The 17003-nt window shown below is 69.2% G+C and carries 14 protein-coding genes; 11 read left to right on the top strand and 3 right to left on the bottom strand.

Annotated features, from left to right (window positions below; genetic code table 11):
* Positions 1-474: 474 nt before the first annotated feature.
* The 8 genes from DMX10_RS02045 (at position 475) to DMX10_RS02010 (ending at position 12029) form a co-directional block, all read left to right on the top strand.
* Positions 475-3003 (top strand): TonB-dependent receptor, encoded by a 2529-nt coding sequence (locus DMX10_RS02045; protein ID WP_111259540.1) that lies wholly within the window; start codon positions 475-477, stop codon positions 3001-3003.
* A gap of 55 nt (positions 3004-3058) precedes the next feature.
* A complete protein-coding gene (locus DMX10_RS02040; protein WP_111259539.1) occupies positions 3059-4987 on the top strand; it encodes a phytase in 1929 nt (642 codons plus the stop codon).
* Between the two features lie 72 nt (positions 4988-5059).
* Positions 5060-5764 carry a protein TolQ gene (gene tolQ / locus DMX10_RS02035; protein WP_111259538.1) on the top strand — a complete coding sequence of 235 codons (705 nt, stop codon included), beginning with the start codon at positions 5060-5062 and terminating at the stop codon, positions 5762-5764.
* A gap of 8 nt (positions 5765-5772) precedes the next feature.
* Positions 5773-6219 (top strand): protein TolR, encoded by a 447-nt coding sequence (tolR, locus tag DMX10_RS02030; RefSeq protein ID WP_044412031.1) that lies wholly within the window; start codon positions 5773-5775, stop codon positions 6217-6219.
* A complete protein-coding gene (locus tag DMX10_RS02025; protein ID WP_111259537.1) occupies positions 6216-7031 on the top strand; it encodes an energy transducer TonB in 816 nt (271 codons plus the stop codon). Before tolR ends, DMX10_RS02025 begins: the two co-directional genes overlap by 4 nt.
* Positions 7032-7068: 37 nt before the next feature.
* Positions 7069-9027 carry a PhoX family phosphatase gene (locus DMX10_RS02020; protein WP_111259536.1) on the top strand — a complete coding sequence of 653 codons (1959 nt, stop codon included), beginning with the start codon at positions 7069-7071 and terminating at the stop codon, positions 9025-9027.
* Between the two features lie 301 nt (positions 9028-9328).
* Entirely contained in the window at positions 9329-10519 is a 1191-nt protein-coding gene (locus tag DMX10_RS02015) for a diguanylate cyclase (protein ID WP_158545561.1), read from the top strand.
* Between the two features lie 739 nt (positions 10520-11258).
* Complete coding sequence (locus tag DMX10_RS02010; RefSeq protein ID WP_111259534.1) at positions 11259-12029, top strand: hypothetical protein; 771 nt, start codon at positions 11259-11261, stop codon at positions 12027-12029.
* Here DMX10_RS02010 and DMX10_RS02005 read toward each other — a convergent pair.
* Together DMX10_RS02005 and DMX10_RS02000 are read right to left on the bottom strand one after the other, a co-directional pair.
* Positions 12020-12340: a DUF2388 domain-containing protein gene (locus DMX10_RS02005; RefSeq protein WP_111259533.1), complete on the bottom strand. Its 321-nt coding sequence runs from the start codon at positions 12338-12340 to the stop codon at positions 12020-12022. The genes DMX10_RS02010 and DMX10_RS02005 overlap by 10 nt on opposite strands.
* Positions 12341-12362: 22 nt before the next feature.
* Entirely contained in the window at positions 12363-12884 is a 522-nt protein-coding gene (locus tag DMX10_RS02000) for a tetratricopeptide repeat protein (protein WP_111259532.1), read from the bottom strand.
* Between the two features lie 200 nt (positions 12885-13084).
* Here DMX10_RS02000 and DMX10_RS01995 point away from each other — a divergent pair, with 200 nt between their 5' ends.
* The 3 genes from DMX10_RS01995 (at position 13085) to DMX10_RS01985 (ending at position 16474) form a co-directional block, all read left to right on the top strand.
* Complete coding sequence (locus tag DMX10_RS01995; protein WP_111259531.1) at positions 13085-14374, top strand: FAD-binding oxidoreductase; 1290 nt, start codon at positions 13085-13087, stop codon at positions 14372-14374.
* 24 nt (positions 14375-14398) lie between these two features.
* Positions 14399-14956: a helix-turn-helix domain-containing protein gene (locus DMX10_RS01990; RefSeq protein ID WP_043244086.1), complete on the top strand. Its 558-nt coding sequence runs from the start codon at positions 14399-14401 to the stop codon at positions 14954-14956.
* A 165-nt stretch (positions 14957-15121) separates the two neighbouring features.
* Positions 15122-16474, top strand: coding sequence for a glutamine synthetase family protein (locus DMX10_RS01985; protein WP_111259530.1), 1353 nt, complete (start codon positions 15122-15124; stop codon positions 16472-16474).
* A 215-nt stretch (positions 16475-16689) separates the two neighbouring features.
* Here DMX10_RS01985 and DMX10_RS01980 read toward each other — a convergent pair.
* Positions 16690-17003: transposase (locus tag DMX10_RS01980; protein WP_146602978.1), on the bottom strand; the 314-nt coding region annotated here is incomplete at its 5' end.

Below are 17003 nucleotides of genomic sequence, written 5' to 3'. Positions count from 1 at the left end.
CCCTCCAGGAGGCCGAACGCAGTCGTTGCGCCGGGGGACGAGCGGCATGGATGCCGCGAGAGGCGCGCCAGGCCATGGATGGCCCATCGCGCCGGCCCCCAGAGCGGCGATGGAGTGAGGGAACCCGACGCAGTCGGGCCGGATGATGGGGCAAGCCCTTTTGGTTTCTTTTGGGGCGACTGCCAAAAGAGACTCGCCCGGGGGGCGAAACCAGAAACATCATCAGAACTCGGCAATCAGCTGGGCTCAAATCCTCTAGCAACACTTAACGCAGACCGAGCCAATGAATTCGCCCCTACGGCGGCTCTGGAGGGTCCTATCAGCTCAAAACCCCAGGGTTACCCCCGCAAAACCCTGCCATTGCGGCCCTGTGCCGTTGTCCTGTCACAGAAGCTTCATCCGCGCTGCCTAGCGTCCGCTCCCACATTGCCGGGCCATTTGCCTGGCCTGGAACCAAACCTGGGGAGAGCATTCATGTACAAGCGCAGCACCGCCGCCCGGCTCGCGGGCTTCACCTTCAGCGCGCTGACCCTGGCCATGGCCGGCGTCGCGCTGGCCGCCGGCGAGGGCGCCGCCGGCGCCACCGAGCACGTCGAGGTGGTCGGCCAGGCCGTGAGCATCGACAAGGCCCTGAAGGAGCAGCGCGCCTCCGACAGCGTCGAGAGCGTGGTGCATGCCGACGGCGTCGCCCAGCTGCCGGACCAGAACGCCGCCGAAGCGGTGCAGCGCCTGCCCGGCGTCTCGGTGGAGCGCGACCAGGGCGAAGGCCGCTTCGTCAGCGTGCGCGGCCTGGGCCCGGACCTGAACAGCGTCACCATCAACGGCACCCTGGTGCCGGCCCCGGAAAGCGACCGCCGCGCCGTGGCCCTGGACGTGCTGCCCGCCGAGCTGGTGCAGTCGCTCACCGTGGTCAAGACCCTCACCCCGGACATGGACGCCAACTCCCTCGGCGGCACCGTCGAGGTGGAGAGCCTCTCCGCCTTCGACCACGAGGGCCTGTTCTACACCGGCAGCACCGAGGCCAGCTACGACGAGAACACCGATAAGACCAGCCCCAAGTTCTCCGGCGCCATCAGCGACCGCTTCAGCCTGGGCGACGGCATCGACAACTTCGGCGTGGCCGCCGCCCTGAGCTGGCAGAAGCGCAAGTTCGGCTCCGACAACGTCGAGACCGGCGGCGCCTGGGACTTCGACGACGGCGCCCGCCTGGAGGAACTGGAGCAGCGCGACTACGCCATCACCCGCGAACGCGCTGGCGGTGGCCTCAACTTCGACTACAAGCCCGACGACGTCTCCAGCTACTACCTGCGCACCCTCTACAGCCGCTACAAGGACAGCGAGACGCGCAACGCCGCCGGCATGGAGTTCGACGACGCGCGCCTGCCGGGCGAGACCGGCGACGGCGAGGGCTACCGCGAGCTGAAGGACCGCGAGGAAACCCAGGAGATCCAGTCCTACGTCTTCGGCGGCGAACGCATGATGGGCCTGTGGACCCTGAGCGGCCAGGCCGGCTACAGCCAGTCCAGCGAAGACAGCCCCGGCCATATCGCCGGCGCCACCTTCGAAGGCACCCGCGACTTCACCGGCACCGGCTTCGACGACAGCAAGAAGCCGCTCCTCAACGTCGAGGACGCCTTCTACGACCCGGCCAACTTCGCCCTCGACCAGGTCGACTGGGAAAAGCAGAACACCGAGGACACCGAGAAGAACATCCGCCTCGACCTCGCCCGCGACTACGACCTCTCCGGCTACGCCGCCCAGGCCAAGTTCGGCGGCAAGCTCAGCCGCCGCGACAAGACCAACGACCTGGAAGCCTGGACCTACGAGGACCTGGACACCTTCTTCACCGACGAGCAGCTCAACCTCGGCCAGTTCCAGAAGGGCACCGTGCACTACGCCCTCGACCGCTTCGGCCCCGGCATCAGCGCCAGCGCCGTCAAGGGCCTGCTGGGCCAGCTCAACGCCGCCGACTTCTACAACGAGGAAGAGTCGCGGGTGAACGACTTCGACATGAGCGAAGACATCAACGCCGCCTACCTCATGAACACCCTGGACGTGGACGACTGGCGCTTCATCGCCGGCATGCGCTACGAGGGCACCGAGTTCGAGGCCAAGGGCACCGGCATCCGCGACGGCGACTTCGAAAGCATCGAGCGCAAGCGCGACTACCACCACTGGCTGCCCGGCCTGCACGCGCGTTACCAGATCGACAAGGACACCCAGCTGCGCGCCGCCTGGACCAAGTCCGTGGTGCGCCCGACCTTCGGCCAGCTGGCCCCGGGCTTCGTCATCGACGGCGACGAAGCCAGCTTCGGCAACCCCGACCTGTCGCCGCTGGAGTCGAGCAACTTCGACCTGGGCATCGAGCACTACCTGGGCCGCGCCGGCGTGGTCTCGGCCTTCGTCTTCTACAAGGACATCGACAACTTCATCTACAACACCGACCTGGCCGGCAGCGGCGCCTGGGCGACCTTCGACGAAGCCAACACCTTCGCCAACGGCGACAACGCCAAGCTCTACGGCCTTGAACTGGCCTACTCGCAGAAGTTCGACTGGCTGCCCGCCCCCTGGAACGGCCTGCTGCTGGGCGCCAACGCCACCTTCAGCCGTTCCGACGCCAGCATCGAGGGCTTCGACCAGGCCAGCGGCCGCACCCTCGAGCGCGACATCGACCTGCCCAACCAGTCCGACACCGTCGGCAACCTGATGCTGGGTTGGGAGAACGACAAGCTCAGCCTGCGCCTCTCGGCCAACTACAAGTCCGACTACCTGTTCGAGGTGGCCCCGGTGGGCGACCGCCAGCACGACCTGCACGTGGATGCGCAGACCTTCGTCGACTTCAGCGCCCGCTACTTCCTGACGAAGGAGCTGCAGCTGTCCTTCGAGGCGCAGAACCTCACCGACGAGCACTACTACGTCTACACCGGCAGCCGCAGCTACAACGCCCAGTACGAGGAATACGGCCCCACCTACAGCCTCGGCCTGACCTTCACCCACTTCTGATCGCCGCGCCCTCCCACCGGGGAGGGCGCTCCCCCGCATCGCCTGGAACCGCCCGATGACCCACACCCGCACCCGCAACCCCCTGCTGCTCGCCGCCCTGCTCGGCCTGGCCGCCTGCCAGCCGCAGCCGGCCGCCGAAGCCCAGGCCCCGCAACTGGCCCTCAGCCCCTGGGGCGCCTCGGCCAAGGTCAGGGCCGACGACCTGCGCCCGCTGCCCGGCTCCGCCCTGCGCCTGGCCGCCAGCGAGCGCAACGGCCTGCTCCTGCTGGACGGCGAAGGCCAGGAGCTGGCGCGCCTGCCCGGCTCCTTCTCCAGCCTCGACCTGCGCAGCGCCGGCCCCAAGGGCCTGATCGCCGCCAGCCTCGACAACGCCACCCAGCAGGCCACCCTGGTGAGCCTGGATACCGACACCCATCGCTGGGGCGCCCCGCTGCAACTGCCGGCCCGCGACTACGCCGTGGCCGGGCTCTGCCTGTACCGCGACGACGCCCGCAACCTCTACCTGTTCCTGGTGGGCGAAGACGGCCATGGCGAGCAGTGGCTGGTGGGCGCAGGCCCGCGCCTGAATGCCGAAGCCCGCCACGTGCGCGGCCTGGCCCTGCCGCCGGCCGCCGAGTACTGCCAGGTGGACGACGCCGCCAACCGCCTGTTCGTCAACGAAGAGAACGTCGGCCTCTGGGCCTACCCGGCCCACCCGGAAGCCGACAGCGCCCGCGTGCCGGTGGACCTGGTCGCCCCCTTCGGCGGCCTGGCGAAAAGCGCCGGCGCCATGGCCGTGGTCCCCGGCGGCCTGCTGGCGCTGGACCCCTCCGCCGCCCGCCTGCACCTCTACCAGCAGCAGGGCGAGGCCTGGCAGGCCGTGGCCAGCCTGGCGCTGCCGGGCCTGGACGAGCCCGAGCGCATCGCCGTGGCCGCCAGCGCCCAGGGCACCGACCTGCTGCTGCAGGACGACGCCAGCGGGCGCCTCTACCAGGGCCGGCTGGACTGGCAGGCGCAGCCCGTGGCCCTGCCGCCGGTGCTGCCCAGCGTCGCCGCCCTGCGCCAGAGCGAGCCGGTGGGCCGCCAGGGCGACGCGGCGGACGACCCGGCCATCTGGGTCAACCCCAACGATGCGGCCGCCAGCCGCGTGCTCGGCACCAACAAGAAGCAGGGCCTGCTGGTCTACGGTCTCGACGGCCAGCTGCTGCAGGAGCTGCCGGTGGGCCGCCTGAACAACGTCGACGTGCGCCCCGGCTTCGCCCTGGGCGGCCAGCGGGTCGACCTGGCGGTGGCCAGCAACCGCGACACCAACAGCCTCAGCCTGTTCGCCATCGACCGCGCCACCGGCGAGGTTAAGCCGGCCGGCGAGGTGCGCACCCCGCTCAAGGAGATCTACGGCATCTGCCTGTTCCAGCCGGCCTCCGGCGAGCTCTACGCCTTCGCCAACGGCAAGGACGGGCGCTTCCTGCAGTACCGCCTGGACGGCACCAGCGGCGAGGCGAGCGGGCAGCTGGTGCGCGAGTTCCGCGTCGAGAGCCAGCCCGAGGGTTGCGTCGCCGACGACCAGCGCCAGCGCCTGTTCATCGGCGAGGAGGACGTCGGCGTCTGGGCCCTGGACGCCCGCGCCGACGCCCCCGCCGACCTCGCCTCGGTGATGAAGGTGGGCGAGACGCTGCACGCCGACGTCGAGGGCCTGGGCCTGTACCAGAGCGAGGCCCGCGACTACCTGGTGATCTCCAGCCAGGGCAACGACAGCTACGTGGTGCTCGACGCCGAGCCGCCCTTCGCCCTGCGCGGTGCCTTCCGCGTCGGCCTCAACGCCGCCGCCGGCATCGACGGCGCCTCGGAGACCGACGGCCTGGACGTCACCTCGGCCAACCTCGGCGGCCCCTGGAACCAGGGAATGCTGGTGGTGCAGGACGGCCGCAAGCGCATGCCCGAGCAGACGCAGAACTTCAAGTTCGTGCCCTGGGCCGAGGTGGCCCGGACCCTGGGCCTGCACTGACCTGTCATCAACCCGTCATCGCCGCGTAATCGAATAGGGCCCTGCGGGGCCCGGCAACACGAGGAACCAACCATGCACGCAACACTGGAACAGATGACCGTCTGGGGCCTGATCAGCGACGCCAGCCTGCTGGTGAAAGGGGTGATGGCGATCCTGCTGCTCGCCTCCCTGTTCAGCTGGTACCTGATCGTCCAGCGCGGCGCCCTGCTGGCGCGAATCGAGCGCCAGGCCAAGGCCTTCCAGGCGCGCTTCCGTGGCACCGCCGAACTCGGCCAGCTGCAGCTCAAGGACGGCGAGCCGGACGAGGACGCCGCCCTGGAGCGCATCTTCCACGTCGGCTACCAGGAATTCGCCCAGCTGCGCCGCGAGCCGGGCATCGCCCCGGAGAGGGTGGTGGACGGTGTCGAGCGCAGCCTTTATGTCGCCATCGCCGAGGAGGAAGAGCGCCTGGAGAAGGGCCTCACCTTCCTCGCCACCGTCGGCTCGGTCAGCCCCTACATCGGCCTGTTCGGCACCGTGTGGGGGATCATGAACTCCTTCATCGGCCTGTCCCAGGTGCAGCAGGCGACCCTCTCCACCGTCGCCCCGGGCATCGCCGAAGCGCTGATCGCCACCGCCATCGGCCTGTTCGCCGCCATCCCTGCGGTGATCGCCTACAACCGCTTCTCGGCCCGCGCCCAGGGCCTGGTGGCGCGCTACTACGCCTTCGGCAACGAGCTGCAGGGCCGCCTGCAACGCCGCCTGGTCGGCACCAACCCCGTCGCCGCCGCGGCCTGAGGTGCAGCATGCTCGTCCGCCCCCAGCGCAAGCACGGCCCCAAGGCCGAAATGAACGTGGTGCCTTACATCGACGTGATGCTGGTGCTGCTGGTGATCTTCATGGTCACCGCACCGATGCTCACCCAGGGCGTGAAGATCGAACTGCCCAAGGTGGCCAGCGAGGCGCTGCCCCGTGACAGCCAGCAGCGCATCCTCACCCTCTCGGTGCAGGCCGACGGCGGCTACTACTGGAACCTCGGCACCGAGCTGGACACCGAGAACCGGACCGACAGCGCCGTGGCCCTGGAGGAGATGACTGCCAAGGTGGGCGCGCTGATCGCCGAGCGCGGCGACACCCAGGTGTACATCCGCGCCGACCAGGACGCCGGCTACGGCAAGGTGGTGGCCGCCATGGCCGCGCTGCAGCAGGGCGGGGTGGCCAACCTCGGGTTGATCACCGAGGCGCCGCAATGAGCGTGATGGTCATGAGCGATGCGCCTCTCTCCCGTCTGTCGCTGCCCAGCGCCCGTACCTGGCGCAACGCCTTCGCCGCCGGCTGCGCCCTGGCCCTGCACCTGGGCGTGCTGGCGCTGCTGATAGCCGGCTGGGCCCCCGAGCGCCCCGCCGAACCGGCCCAGCGGGTGCTTACCACCCAACTGATCAGCCTGCCTGCGCCAGCCCCCGAACCGGTTCCCGCGCCGGTGCAGCCGGCTGTCGCGGAAGCCGCCCCGGTGGAACCGCTGCCGACGCCCGTCGAGCCGGTGCCGCCGCAGGTGGACCCGCGAATCGAGCAGCGCAAGCTGGAGCAGGCCGCCCTGGCCCGCAAGCGCGTGGAAGAACAGAAGCGCCAGGAGCAGGTGCAGCGGGAAACCCAGCGCCGCGAGCAGCAGCGCCTGGAGGCCGAGCGCGTCGCCGCGGCTGCCGAGCAACAGCGCCAGCAAGAGCTGGCCCGCCAGGCGGAACAGCAGCGCCTGGCCGCCGAGCGCGCCCGCCAGGCCGAAGCCGCCGCCAACAGCCGCCAGTACCTGCCCATCGCCAAGGAGGCGCCGGACTACCCCCAGCGCGCCCTCGACAAGGGCATCCAGGGCGACTGCACGGTGGAGTACCGGGTCAACCCGCAAGGCCGCGTCGAGGACCCGCAGGTGGTAGGCGACTGTCACCCGTTGTTCATCCGCCCGTCACTGGCCGCAGCGCAGACTTTCCGCTACCAGCCGCGCCTCGAAAACGGCCAGCCCGTGGCCGTGCCCGGCGTGCGCAACACCTTCCACTACCGCATCGAACGCTGAGCGCGCAGCGCCGGCGCATAACCAGAAGAGAGACGTGATGACCCAGGATTTCGACGCCTTCCACGCCGCACTCGCCGCCCATGACGACGTGGCCATCAACCCCAGCGGCAACCGCAGCCTGGACCAGATGGTGGACGCCGGCCGCCGTAACGTCCTCAAGGGCGGCCTGGCCATGGCCGCCCTGGGCTTCTTCGGCGGCGGCATCAGCGCCTGCCGCGCGGTGGCCGACGACACCCTGCTGGGCTTCAAGGGCGTGCCCCAGCAGTTCGATGCGAAATTCGACCAGGTCATCGTCGCCGAGGGCTACAGCGCCCGGCCGTTCTTCTCCTGGGGCGATGCCGTGCTCGCCGATGCCCCGGCCTTCAAGGGCGACGCCAGCGAAACCTGGGAAGACCAGCTCAAGCAGGCCGGCGACAACCACGACGGCATGCATTTCTTCCCCTTCCCGGAGGCGCCCGACGACCACGGCCTGCTGGTGATCAACCACGAGTACATCAACCCCACCCTGCATGCCGCCGGCATCGTCTACGTCGACGGCAAGCGCAAGGTGGAGGACGTGAAGAAGGAGCAGGCCGCCCACGGCGTCAGCGTCATCGAGGTGAAGAAGGACGGCAGCGGCCACTGGCAGCGGGTCGCCGGCTCGCGCTACAACCGCCGCATCTCCACCCTCACGCCCCTGCAGCTCAGCGGCCCGCTGGCCGGCCACCCGCTGATGAAGACCGCCTCCGACCCCAGCGGGCGGGAGGTGATCGGCACCCTCAACAACTGCTCCATGGGCGTCACCCCCTGGGGCACCTACCTCGCCTGCGAGGAGAACTGGCACAACTACTTCATCAACCGCGACGCGGCCGACCATGCCCAGCGCGTGTCGCACAAGCGCTACGGCATCGCCAAGGAAGGGCTGAGCAAGAACTACGGCTGGGAGACCGCCGACCCCCGCTTCGACGCCACGCCCTACCGCGACCAGCCCCACGACGGCCACGTGCAGGAGCCGCACCGCTTCGGCTGGGTGGTGGAGATCGACCCCTTCGACCCCACCAGCACGCCGAAGAAGCGCACCGCCGTCGGCCGCTTCTGCCGCGAGTGCTCCACCCTGTCCCTCGGCAAGGACGGGCGCATGGCCTACTACTACGGCGACGACACCAAGGGCGAGTACATCTACAAGTTCGTGCCCAGCGGCCGCTTCGATGCCGCCAACCCCAGGGCCGCCCGCGACCTGCTGGACGAGGGCACCCTCTACGTCGCCCGCTTCGACGACGACGGCAAGGGCCAGTGGCTGGCCCTGGTGCACGGGCAGAACGGCCTCACCGCCGAGAACGGCTTCCCCAGCCAGGCCGAGGTGCTGCTCAACGCCCGTGCCGCCGGCGACGTTCTCGGCGCCACGCCCATGGACCGCCCCGAGTGGGTGGCCGCGCACCCGGAGACCCGCGAGGTCTACGTCACCCTCACCAACAACGACGAGCGCGGCACCAAGAAGCCGGTGAACGCCGCCAACCCGCGCCCGCACAACCTGCACGGGCAGATCCTGCGCTGGAACGAGGCGGGCGGCGACCCCACCGCCACCACCTTCGAATGGGAGATCTTCCTCCTCGCCGGCGAGCCCCAGGGGGCGAAGGACGACAAGGGCCAGCCGGTGCCGGCCAACCTCATCGGCACCATCAACGGCGACGCCTTCTCCTCGCCGGACGGCCTGGCCTTCGACCCCGCCGGCCGCCTGTGGATCGAGACCGACTTCGACGACATCGAACCGGCCATGGCCCGCATCGGCTGCAACCAGCTGCTCTGTGCCGACCCCAGGACCCGTGAGGTGCGCCGCTTCCTGGTCGGCCCGCGTGGCTGCGAACTCACCGGCATCACCTTCACCCCGGACGGCCGCAGCATGTGGGTCAACATCCAGCACCCCGGCATCAGCTACCCCGCCAGCGACGGCAAGAGCCGCCCGCGTTCCACCACCGTGCTCATCACCAAGAACGACGGCGGCGTGATCGGCAGTTGATCCACCGGCGAGCGGTCCCCCGGCCCCTCGCCTCGGCGCACCCACGGGCCTCGCGCCGGCCCGCTTCCTGCCGCGAAGGTGGTTGCCGCCCCTTCGCGGTTGCCCCGCTCGCGCCTGGCGCCTCCTGACGCCGCCCGCTTCCTCCTCTTTTTCGCAACCGCAGCCGCCGGCCAAGGTCGCACAAGGATTGATGTGGGGACGGTTGGCGCTGGTGGCGCCATGCCATACTTTTGGCATGTCGGCTTTCATGGGCGATCCCCTGAAAGCTGTTTACCCGAGGGTGCGGGAGGTGAGGTCAGGGATGGATAAGGTCCAGCTGTTGCTCAGCCACTACGCCGAGAGCCGCTACACGCGGCAGCTCAACAAAGGCTTCGGCTGGCTGCGTTTCGAGCCCGAACTGGAGGCGGAATACCGCCTCTCCAACTACCGGGCCTTTCGCACCACGCGAATCGGCGCCCTGTGCACGCTGCTGCTGGCGCTGCTGTTCTTCCTCGGCTTCGACATCTTCTACGCCCTGCGCCACTACGATGCGACGCTGACCCCGGCGATCTTCGGCATGCGCCTGATCGCCCTGGCCGGGATCATGCTCTCGGCGACCATGGTGCTCTACGGCAACGATCGCTCGGCCGGCGCCTTCTGGGTGCCCTGCACCGTGTTCTTCATCGGCACCACGACGCTGGTCAGCAACATCCTCTACATGCAGGTGCTGGAGCAGGTCGGGATGCCCTTCAACCTCGACGGCATGATCCTGGTGCTGATCGCCATCTTCTTCCCCGTCGGCTACAGCTACTGGGGCTCGGTGGTCTGCGCGCTGGTCACCTTCATCACCATGCTGGTGGCGATCCCGGCCTTTCTGCCGGCGGGGTATCTCGACGACTTCGTCGCGCTGTCCATCTACCCGCTGGTCGCCATGTTCTTCGCCGGCATGTCGCGCTACTTCCAGGAGTCGGCCACGCGCCGCCAGTTCCTCACCCGCGCGGCGCTCAAGGAGCTGGCCGACAGCGACAGCCTCACCGGGCTGTTCAACCGGCGCATGTTCGAGATCCTGCTCGAGCGCGCCCTGCTCGAAAGCCAGCGCGAGCGCCATTGCCTGGGGCTGATGCTGGTGGATGTGGACTACTTCAAGTCCTACAACGACCGCTATGGCCACCCCATGGGCGATGCCGCCCTGCAGGCGGTGGCGGAGACCCTGGGCGCGCTGCCCCGGCGCTCCCTGGACATCGCCGCCCGCCTGGGGGGCGAGGAGTTCGCCCTGGTGTTCTGCGACCTGGTGCCGGACTTCGCCACCCGGACCGCCGAACGCGTACGCCAGCGTGTCGAGGCCCTGGGCATCCCCCATGAGGGCTCGCAGGTTTCCGGCGTGCTGACGGTGAGCATCGGCGTGGCCCTGAGCGAGCCGGGCGACACCCGCGCCAGCCTCTACAAGCGCGCGGACGAGGCGCTCTACCGCTCCAAGGGCGAGGGCCGCAACCGCGTGACCGTGGCGGACTGAGGCACGGGCTGCGGGTCCCGTTCAGTGGGCCCCCGCGTTCGCGAGGGTGACGAGGGAGTGGGGAGGTTGTGCGCACACCGTCATCCCCGCGAACGCGGGGAACCACTGGAAAGCATCGAGGTAGTTTCTGTGGGCCCCGTCTAGTGGGCCCCCGCGTTCGCGAGGGTGACGAGGGGGCGGGGAGGTTGTGCATACACCGTCATCCCCGCGAACGCGGGGAGCCACTCAAAAGCATCGAGGTAGTTCCTGCGGGCCCCGTTCAGAGGGCCCCGCGTTCGCGAGGGTGACGAGGGGGCGGGGAGGTTGTACATACACCGTCATCCCCGCGAACGCGGGGAACCACTCGAAAGCGACGAGGCAGTTCCTGCGGGCCCCGTCTAGTGGGCCCCCGCGTTCGCGAGGGTGACGAGGGGGCGGGGAGGTCGTGCGCATACCGTCATCCCCGCGAACGCGGGGAGCCACTCAAAAGCATCGAGGCAGTTCCTGCGGGCCCCGTTCAGAGGGCCCCCGCGTTCGCGAAGGTGACGAGGGGGCGGGGAGGTCGTGCGCATACCGTCATCCCCGCGAACGCGGGGAACCACTGGAAAGGACACCCCCGACATTCCTTTCATGCTTCCTTCACCGCATTTTCACCCCCGGGCCCGCACCCTTGCCTCGCGCTGGGGCAGACCGGGTCCGTGCCTCGCGTCGGCGGCCACTTGTGGCGCGCCTTCTCTTCGGGCGGACCCCGGGAGTCGCGATGAACAAGTTGCCCCAGATCACCCTGGCCTTCTGGATCATGAAGATCTGCGCCACCACGCTCGGCGAGACGGCCGGGGACCTGCTGTCGATGACGCTGGACGTCGGCTATGCGATCAGCTCGCTGATCCTCATCAGCGCCTTCTTCGCCACCCTGCTCACGCAGCTGGCGAGCAAGCGCTACAACCCGCTGGTGTACTGGGCGGTGATCCTTTCCACCAGCACCGCCGGCACCACCATGTCCGACTTCATGGACCGCACCCTGGGCCTGGGCTACGCCACCGGCTCGGCGATCCTGATCGGCATCCTGCTGTGCATCTTCGCGCTGTGGCGGGTCACCGAGGGGTCGCTGTCGGTGGACCGCATCCGTTCGCGGCGCGGCGAGCTGTTCTACTGGGGCGCGATCCTCTTCTCCAACACCCTGGGTACGGCGCTGGGCGACTACCTCGCCGATGATTCCGGGCTCGGCTTCGCCGGTGGCGCCTTGCTGATCGGCGGTGCGCTGGCCATCGTGGTCGCTGCCCACTACCTGACGCGCCTCTCCACCGTGCTGCTGTTCTGGCTGGCATTCGTGCTCACCCGGCCCTTCGGCGCGACCCTGGGCGACGTGCTGACCAAGAGCCACGAGAAGGGCGGGCTGGACTTCGGCACCGTCGGCTCGTCCCTGGTGCTGGGCGGCGTGCTGCTGATGCTGGTGGTGTACGCGACCTGGGTGCAGCGCCAGCGCGCCGCCTACGCGGAGCTGCCGCTGGCGCGTTCGCCTCAGCGGTAGGCCGAGGCGGCGAGGGCGCGGGCGAGGCTCATGTCGTCGGCGCCCGCCGTCGCGGGCTGTTGGTGCAGCGCCTGCAGCGCCCGTTCCAGCTGCGCGCCGCGGATGCGCCCGTCGCTGGCGACGAAGGCCGCCGCGTCGTCGCGGGCCAGCGCATAGGCGCCCGGCTCGCGCCCCTCCCGGCTGAGGTTGCGGGTGGTGGCGGGGGCGAAGGTGGTGGCCGCGCTGCTGCTGAGCAGCCAGGAGCCGGCGCCTTCGTCGGCCATGGCGGCTGCGGGCAGGGCCAGCAGCATCAGGCAGAACGGGATGCGCATGATTCGTCCTTGATCGCGGGGTTCAGGGCAGGCTCTTGAGGGCTGCGCAGCTGGCCTCGTAACGCTGGCCGCAGGCGGCCTGGTAGAGGCGCCGGGCCTGGTCCGGGTCGCGCGGCACACCCTGTTCGCCCTTGAGGTAGAGGCTGCCGAGCACGTGCTGGGCCATCGGGTTGCCGGCGGCGGCGGACTGGTTGAGGTACTTCAGCATCGCCTGCTGGTTGGCGTAGGCCGGGTCGTTGCGCCCGGTGTAGAGGTAGGCGAGGCTCACCGCCGCCATGGCGTGGCCCTGGTCGGCGGCGCGCTTCCACCAGAATTCGGCCTGCTTGAGGTCCGCCGGCTTGCTCACGAAGAAGTGGCTGCCGAGCTGGAACTGGGCTTCCAGGTCGCCGCGCTCGGCGTTGGTGCGCAGCAGCTCCAGGGGCGTGGGCTGGTCCTGCACCTGGTTGGGCAGGCGCTGCGGCGGTGCTTCGGGCTTGGGCTGGTCATGGCTGCAACCGGCCAGCAAGGCCAGGGCGCAGAGCGCCGCCAGGGTTGTCGCTTTCATCCATTCACTCCTGCCGCCGCCAGGTTTTGCGGCGTGCTTCATACGGTAGTCAGACGGCGTATCCGACAACAGCTTTTGCCAGGGGTGCAACGCCATCCTGTGAGCCGGTCGCGATCGTCGGCATTTCGTCGCTTGGCTTTGTGAAAATCAGATGCTAGATTTTCATGAAATTTATCAATTCAAATTTCATGAGGCCTCGCATGTTCAAGCAATCCGCCCAGCATGTCGGCACCTGGTACGCCGCCAGCTACCCCGGCTCCATCCCCCTGCGCCCGCGCCTGCAAGGCAGCCTGGACTGCGAGGTGCTGATCATCGGCGCCGGCTTCAGCGGCCTGCACACCGCGCTGCGCCTGGCCCTGGCCGGCAAGCGCGTGGTGCTGCTGGAGGCCAGCCGCGTGGCCTGGGCGGCCTCCGGGCGCAATGGCGGGCAGGCGTTGCTGGGCTGGTCCTGCGATATGCCGCCGCTGGAAAAGGCCCTGGGGCAGGAGCGCACCCGCCGCCTGTGGGACAGCATGCGCTGGGCCGCAGGCGAGATGCGCGAGCTGCCGCAGCGCCACGGTTTCGATGTCGACTACCGCGTCGGCAGCCTGTGGACGGCGGTGCTGGAGCGCCGCGTCGAACTGCTGCGCGAGGCCCAGCGTGACGCCGAGCAGAAGTGGGGCTACGACGCCATGCGCCTGATCGAGCGCGACGAGCTGCCGGAGTGGATCGACAGCCCGCGCTATAAGGCGGCGCTCTATGACCCTGAGGCCGCCCACCTCAACCCGCTGAAGCTGGCCCAGGGCCTGGCCAGTGCCATCGAGGCGGCCGGCGGGCGCATCTTCGAGCAGAGCCAGGTGCTGGAATACCGCGAGACGCCGGCCGGCTACGTGGCGCGCACGCCCGAGGGCGAGGTGCGTGGCGACGTGCTGGTGCTGGCCTGCAACGCCTACGTCGACGGCCTCGACCGCCAGCTGTCCTCGCGCCTGCTGCCGGTGGGCTCCTACCAGGTGGCCACCGCGCCGCTGGACCCGGAGCTGGCGCGCTCGCTGCTGCCGAAGAACAGCTGCGTGATCGACAACCAGTTCGTGCCCGACTACTTCCGCCTCACCCCCGACCACCGCCTGCTGTTCGGTGGCGGCTGCACCTACCTGGGCGGCCTGCCCAAGGACGTGCCGGCGGCCACCCGGCCCTACCTGGAGCGCGTGTTCCCGCAGCTCAAGGGCGTGCAGATCGACTACGGCTGGGGCGGCCATATCGACGTGACCATGAAGCGCACCCCCGACATCGGCCGCCAGGGCCAGCGCTACTGGCTGCAGGGCTTCTCCGGCCACGGCATCCTGCCGACCCTGGCCGGCGCCCGCGCGGTGGCCGACGCCATCCTCGGCGACGAGCAGCTGCTGGCGCTCTACCAGGGCCTGGACAACCCGCGCTTCCCCGGCGGCTCGCTGCTGGCCGCACCGCTGGAAGCCGCCGGCAAAGCCTGGTATCGCTTGCGCGACCTGGCCTGACGCCGGCACCGAAGGAGATTCGACATGGACATGCAAGACGAGATCGAAGGCCTCGCGATCCTCATCCGCGACCTGCGCAAGCACAAGAACCTGACCCTGGGCGAACTGGCCGCGCGCATCGACCGCTCGGTGGGCTTCCTCTCCCAGGTGGAGCGCGGCCTGTCGCGCCCCACGGTGGCCGACCTCACCGCCATCAGCGAGGCCCTGGGCGTGCCCACCACCTACTTCTACAGCCTGAGCAAGCCCCGCGAGGTGCGCTGGGTGACCCGCCCCGGCGAGCGCCGCACGCTCTACTACGCCGGCGGCATCACCGACGTGCTGGCCTCGCCGAACATGTCGGCCGGCTTCTCCATGCTCGAAAGCCACCTCGAACCCGGGGCCACCAGCGGCGAAGGCCACCTGGACGACAGCTCCGAGCAGGGCGGCTTCGTGCTCGAAGGCGAGCTCAGCATCTGGCTCGACGACGCCGAGGAACCGGTGGTGCTGCACCCCAACGACAGCTTCCAGCTGCCGGCGCACGCGCAGTTCCGCTACGCCAACCTTTCCGATAGGCCCACCCGAGTCCTATGGGTATTCACCTAGAGCCGGCTTATGGCCGGCTGCGCGTCGGCGATGCGGCGTTGAAAGCGATCTCAGAATGCTCATTTACCGCTCGTAGACTCCGCTTCTTCGATCGCTTTCGCCTTGCCTCGCTCTAGCTCGCTCAGCCCTAAACCGACTCTTATCTTTTCTTGCAGGACCACAGCGATGACAACAACAAACCCGCATCCCGACCTGCTCGCCGAAGTGCGTGCCTTCCGTGCCCGGTACCCGGAGATCCGCTACGTGGACCTGATCTGCCTGGACATCCCCGGGCACTTCTACGGCAAGCGCTACCCGGTGGAGATGCTGGAGAAGGTCGCCGCCGGCGGCCCGCTGAAGCTGCCGCAGAACTGCGTGCTGCTGGGCACCCAGGGCGGGCTGTACCCCATCGGTGACTACTGCTTCGCCGACGGCGACCCGGATGCGCCACGGCGCCTGGTGCCGGGCACCCTCAAGCCGGTGTGCTGGGAGCGCCAGCCGCTGGGGCAGATGCTGATCACCTCCGACGGCACCTCGGCGCCCATCGAGTTCGAGCCGCGTGAGGTGTTGGCCCGCGTGCTGCAACGCCTGGCGCGGCGCGGCATCCGCCCTGTGGTGGCCTTCGAGCTGGAGTTCTACCTGTTCGACCGCACGCTCAAGGACGGCCTGCCGCAGTTCCCCCGCGACGCCCTGTGCGACGACGAGGACGACCAGCCGAACATGCACATCGAGCGCCTGTCGCGTTTCTCCACCGTGCTCCACGAGATGGTCGAAGCGGCCAACCAGCAGGGCGTGGCGGCCAACGTCATCACCGCCGAGCTGGGCCCGGGGCAGTTCGAGATCAACTTCGGCCACTGCGACGACGGCCTGCAGGCCGCCGACTGGGCCGCCCTGTTCTGCCGCAGCACCCGGGGCGTGGCGCTCAAGCACGGCCACCGCGCCAGCTTCATGAGCAAGCCCTACCTGGACGCGCCGGGCAGCGGCATGCACGTGCACGTCAGCCTCTACGACGAGGCCGGCGCCAACCTGCTCGACGCCGACGGCCAGCGCCCCCTGCGCCACGCCGTGGCCGGCTGCCTGGAGCTGCTGCCGCACTGCATGCCGATCTTCGCCGCCAACCACAACGCCTTCCGCCGCTACGGCGCCATGGTCAACGCCGCCAGCCGCGCCAGCTGGGGCTTCGAAGATCGCGATGCGTGCATCCGCATCCCCGAATCCGACGGCCGCAACCTGCGCATCGAACACCGCCTGGCCGGCGCCGACGCCAACCCCTACCTGGTGCTGGCGGCCATCCTCACCGGCATGGAACACGGCCTCGACGCCGCGAAAGAGCCCATCCCCCCGCTCAACGAAGACCGCTCCAGCGGCATCGACTTCCCCACCGACATGCCCGCCGCCGTCGCCGCCATGCGCGACCACCCCGTGGTCAACCAGGGCCTGGGCAGCGAATTCGTGATGGTCTATTGCGAGAACAAGCGCCAGGAGTACCTCGACTTCATTAACGAAGTCAGTGCGCGGGAATATCGGTGGTACATGTAGCGGCGGGGCCGCAGTGGCAAGCGGCAAGCTTCAAGCGGCAAGTCAGTGGCATCGAGGCCCGGGAGATGAACGAGGCCCGTAGGATGGCGTAGAGCGGAGCGAAACCCATGCGGACGGTGGTTCGGCATGACTCCGAATGGTGGACCGGTGAAGCGTGGTCCACCCTACGCCCCCCCGCCAGTGAGCTGACCGGAGCGTAGATACCGTCTTGATTCCTAGTGAGCAAGGGCCAGTTTTGCGTCAAATGGCTGGCCCGATTTCAAGACGCCATAGGCGATGTTCAGCAGCTTGCGCATCGCTGCGCAGACGATCTGCTTGCCAGTCTTGCCCTTCGCCCTTAACCGTTCGCCCATGGCTCTGATCGCCTCGTTGTACGTCAGGGCACTGATCGCGGGCATGAACAGGCCGGCCCGCAGGCGCGATGAGCCCGTCTTGGAGATGCGCGTCTGCCCTCGGTAACTCCCGGATTCCTGCAGCCGCGGATTGAGTCCGGCAAAGGCGGTGACGGCACGGCTGCTGGCAAAGCGCA

This window comes from Pseudomonas sp. 57B-090624 (genome assembly GCF_003234055.1).
GTDB lineage: Bacteria > Pseudomonadota > Gammaproteobacteria > Pseudomonadales > Pseudomonadaceae > Metapseudomonas > Metapseudomonas tohonis.
This window is presented reverse-complemented; position numbering and strand designations above follow the sequence as displayed.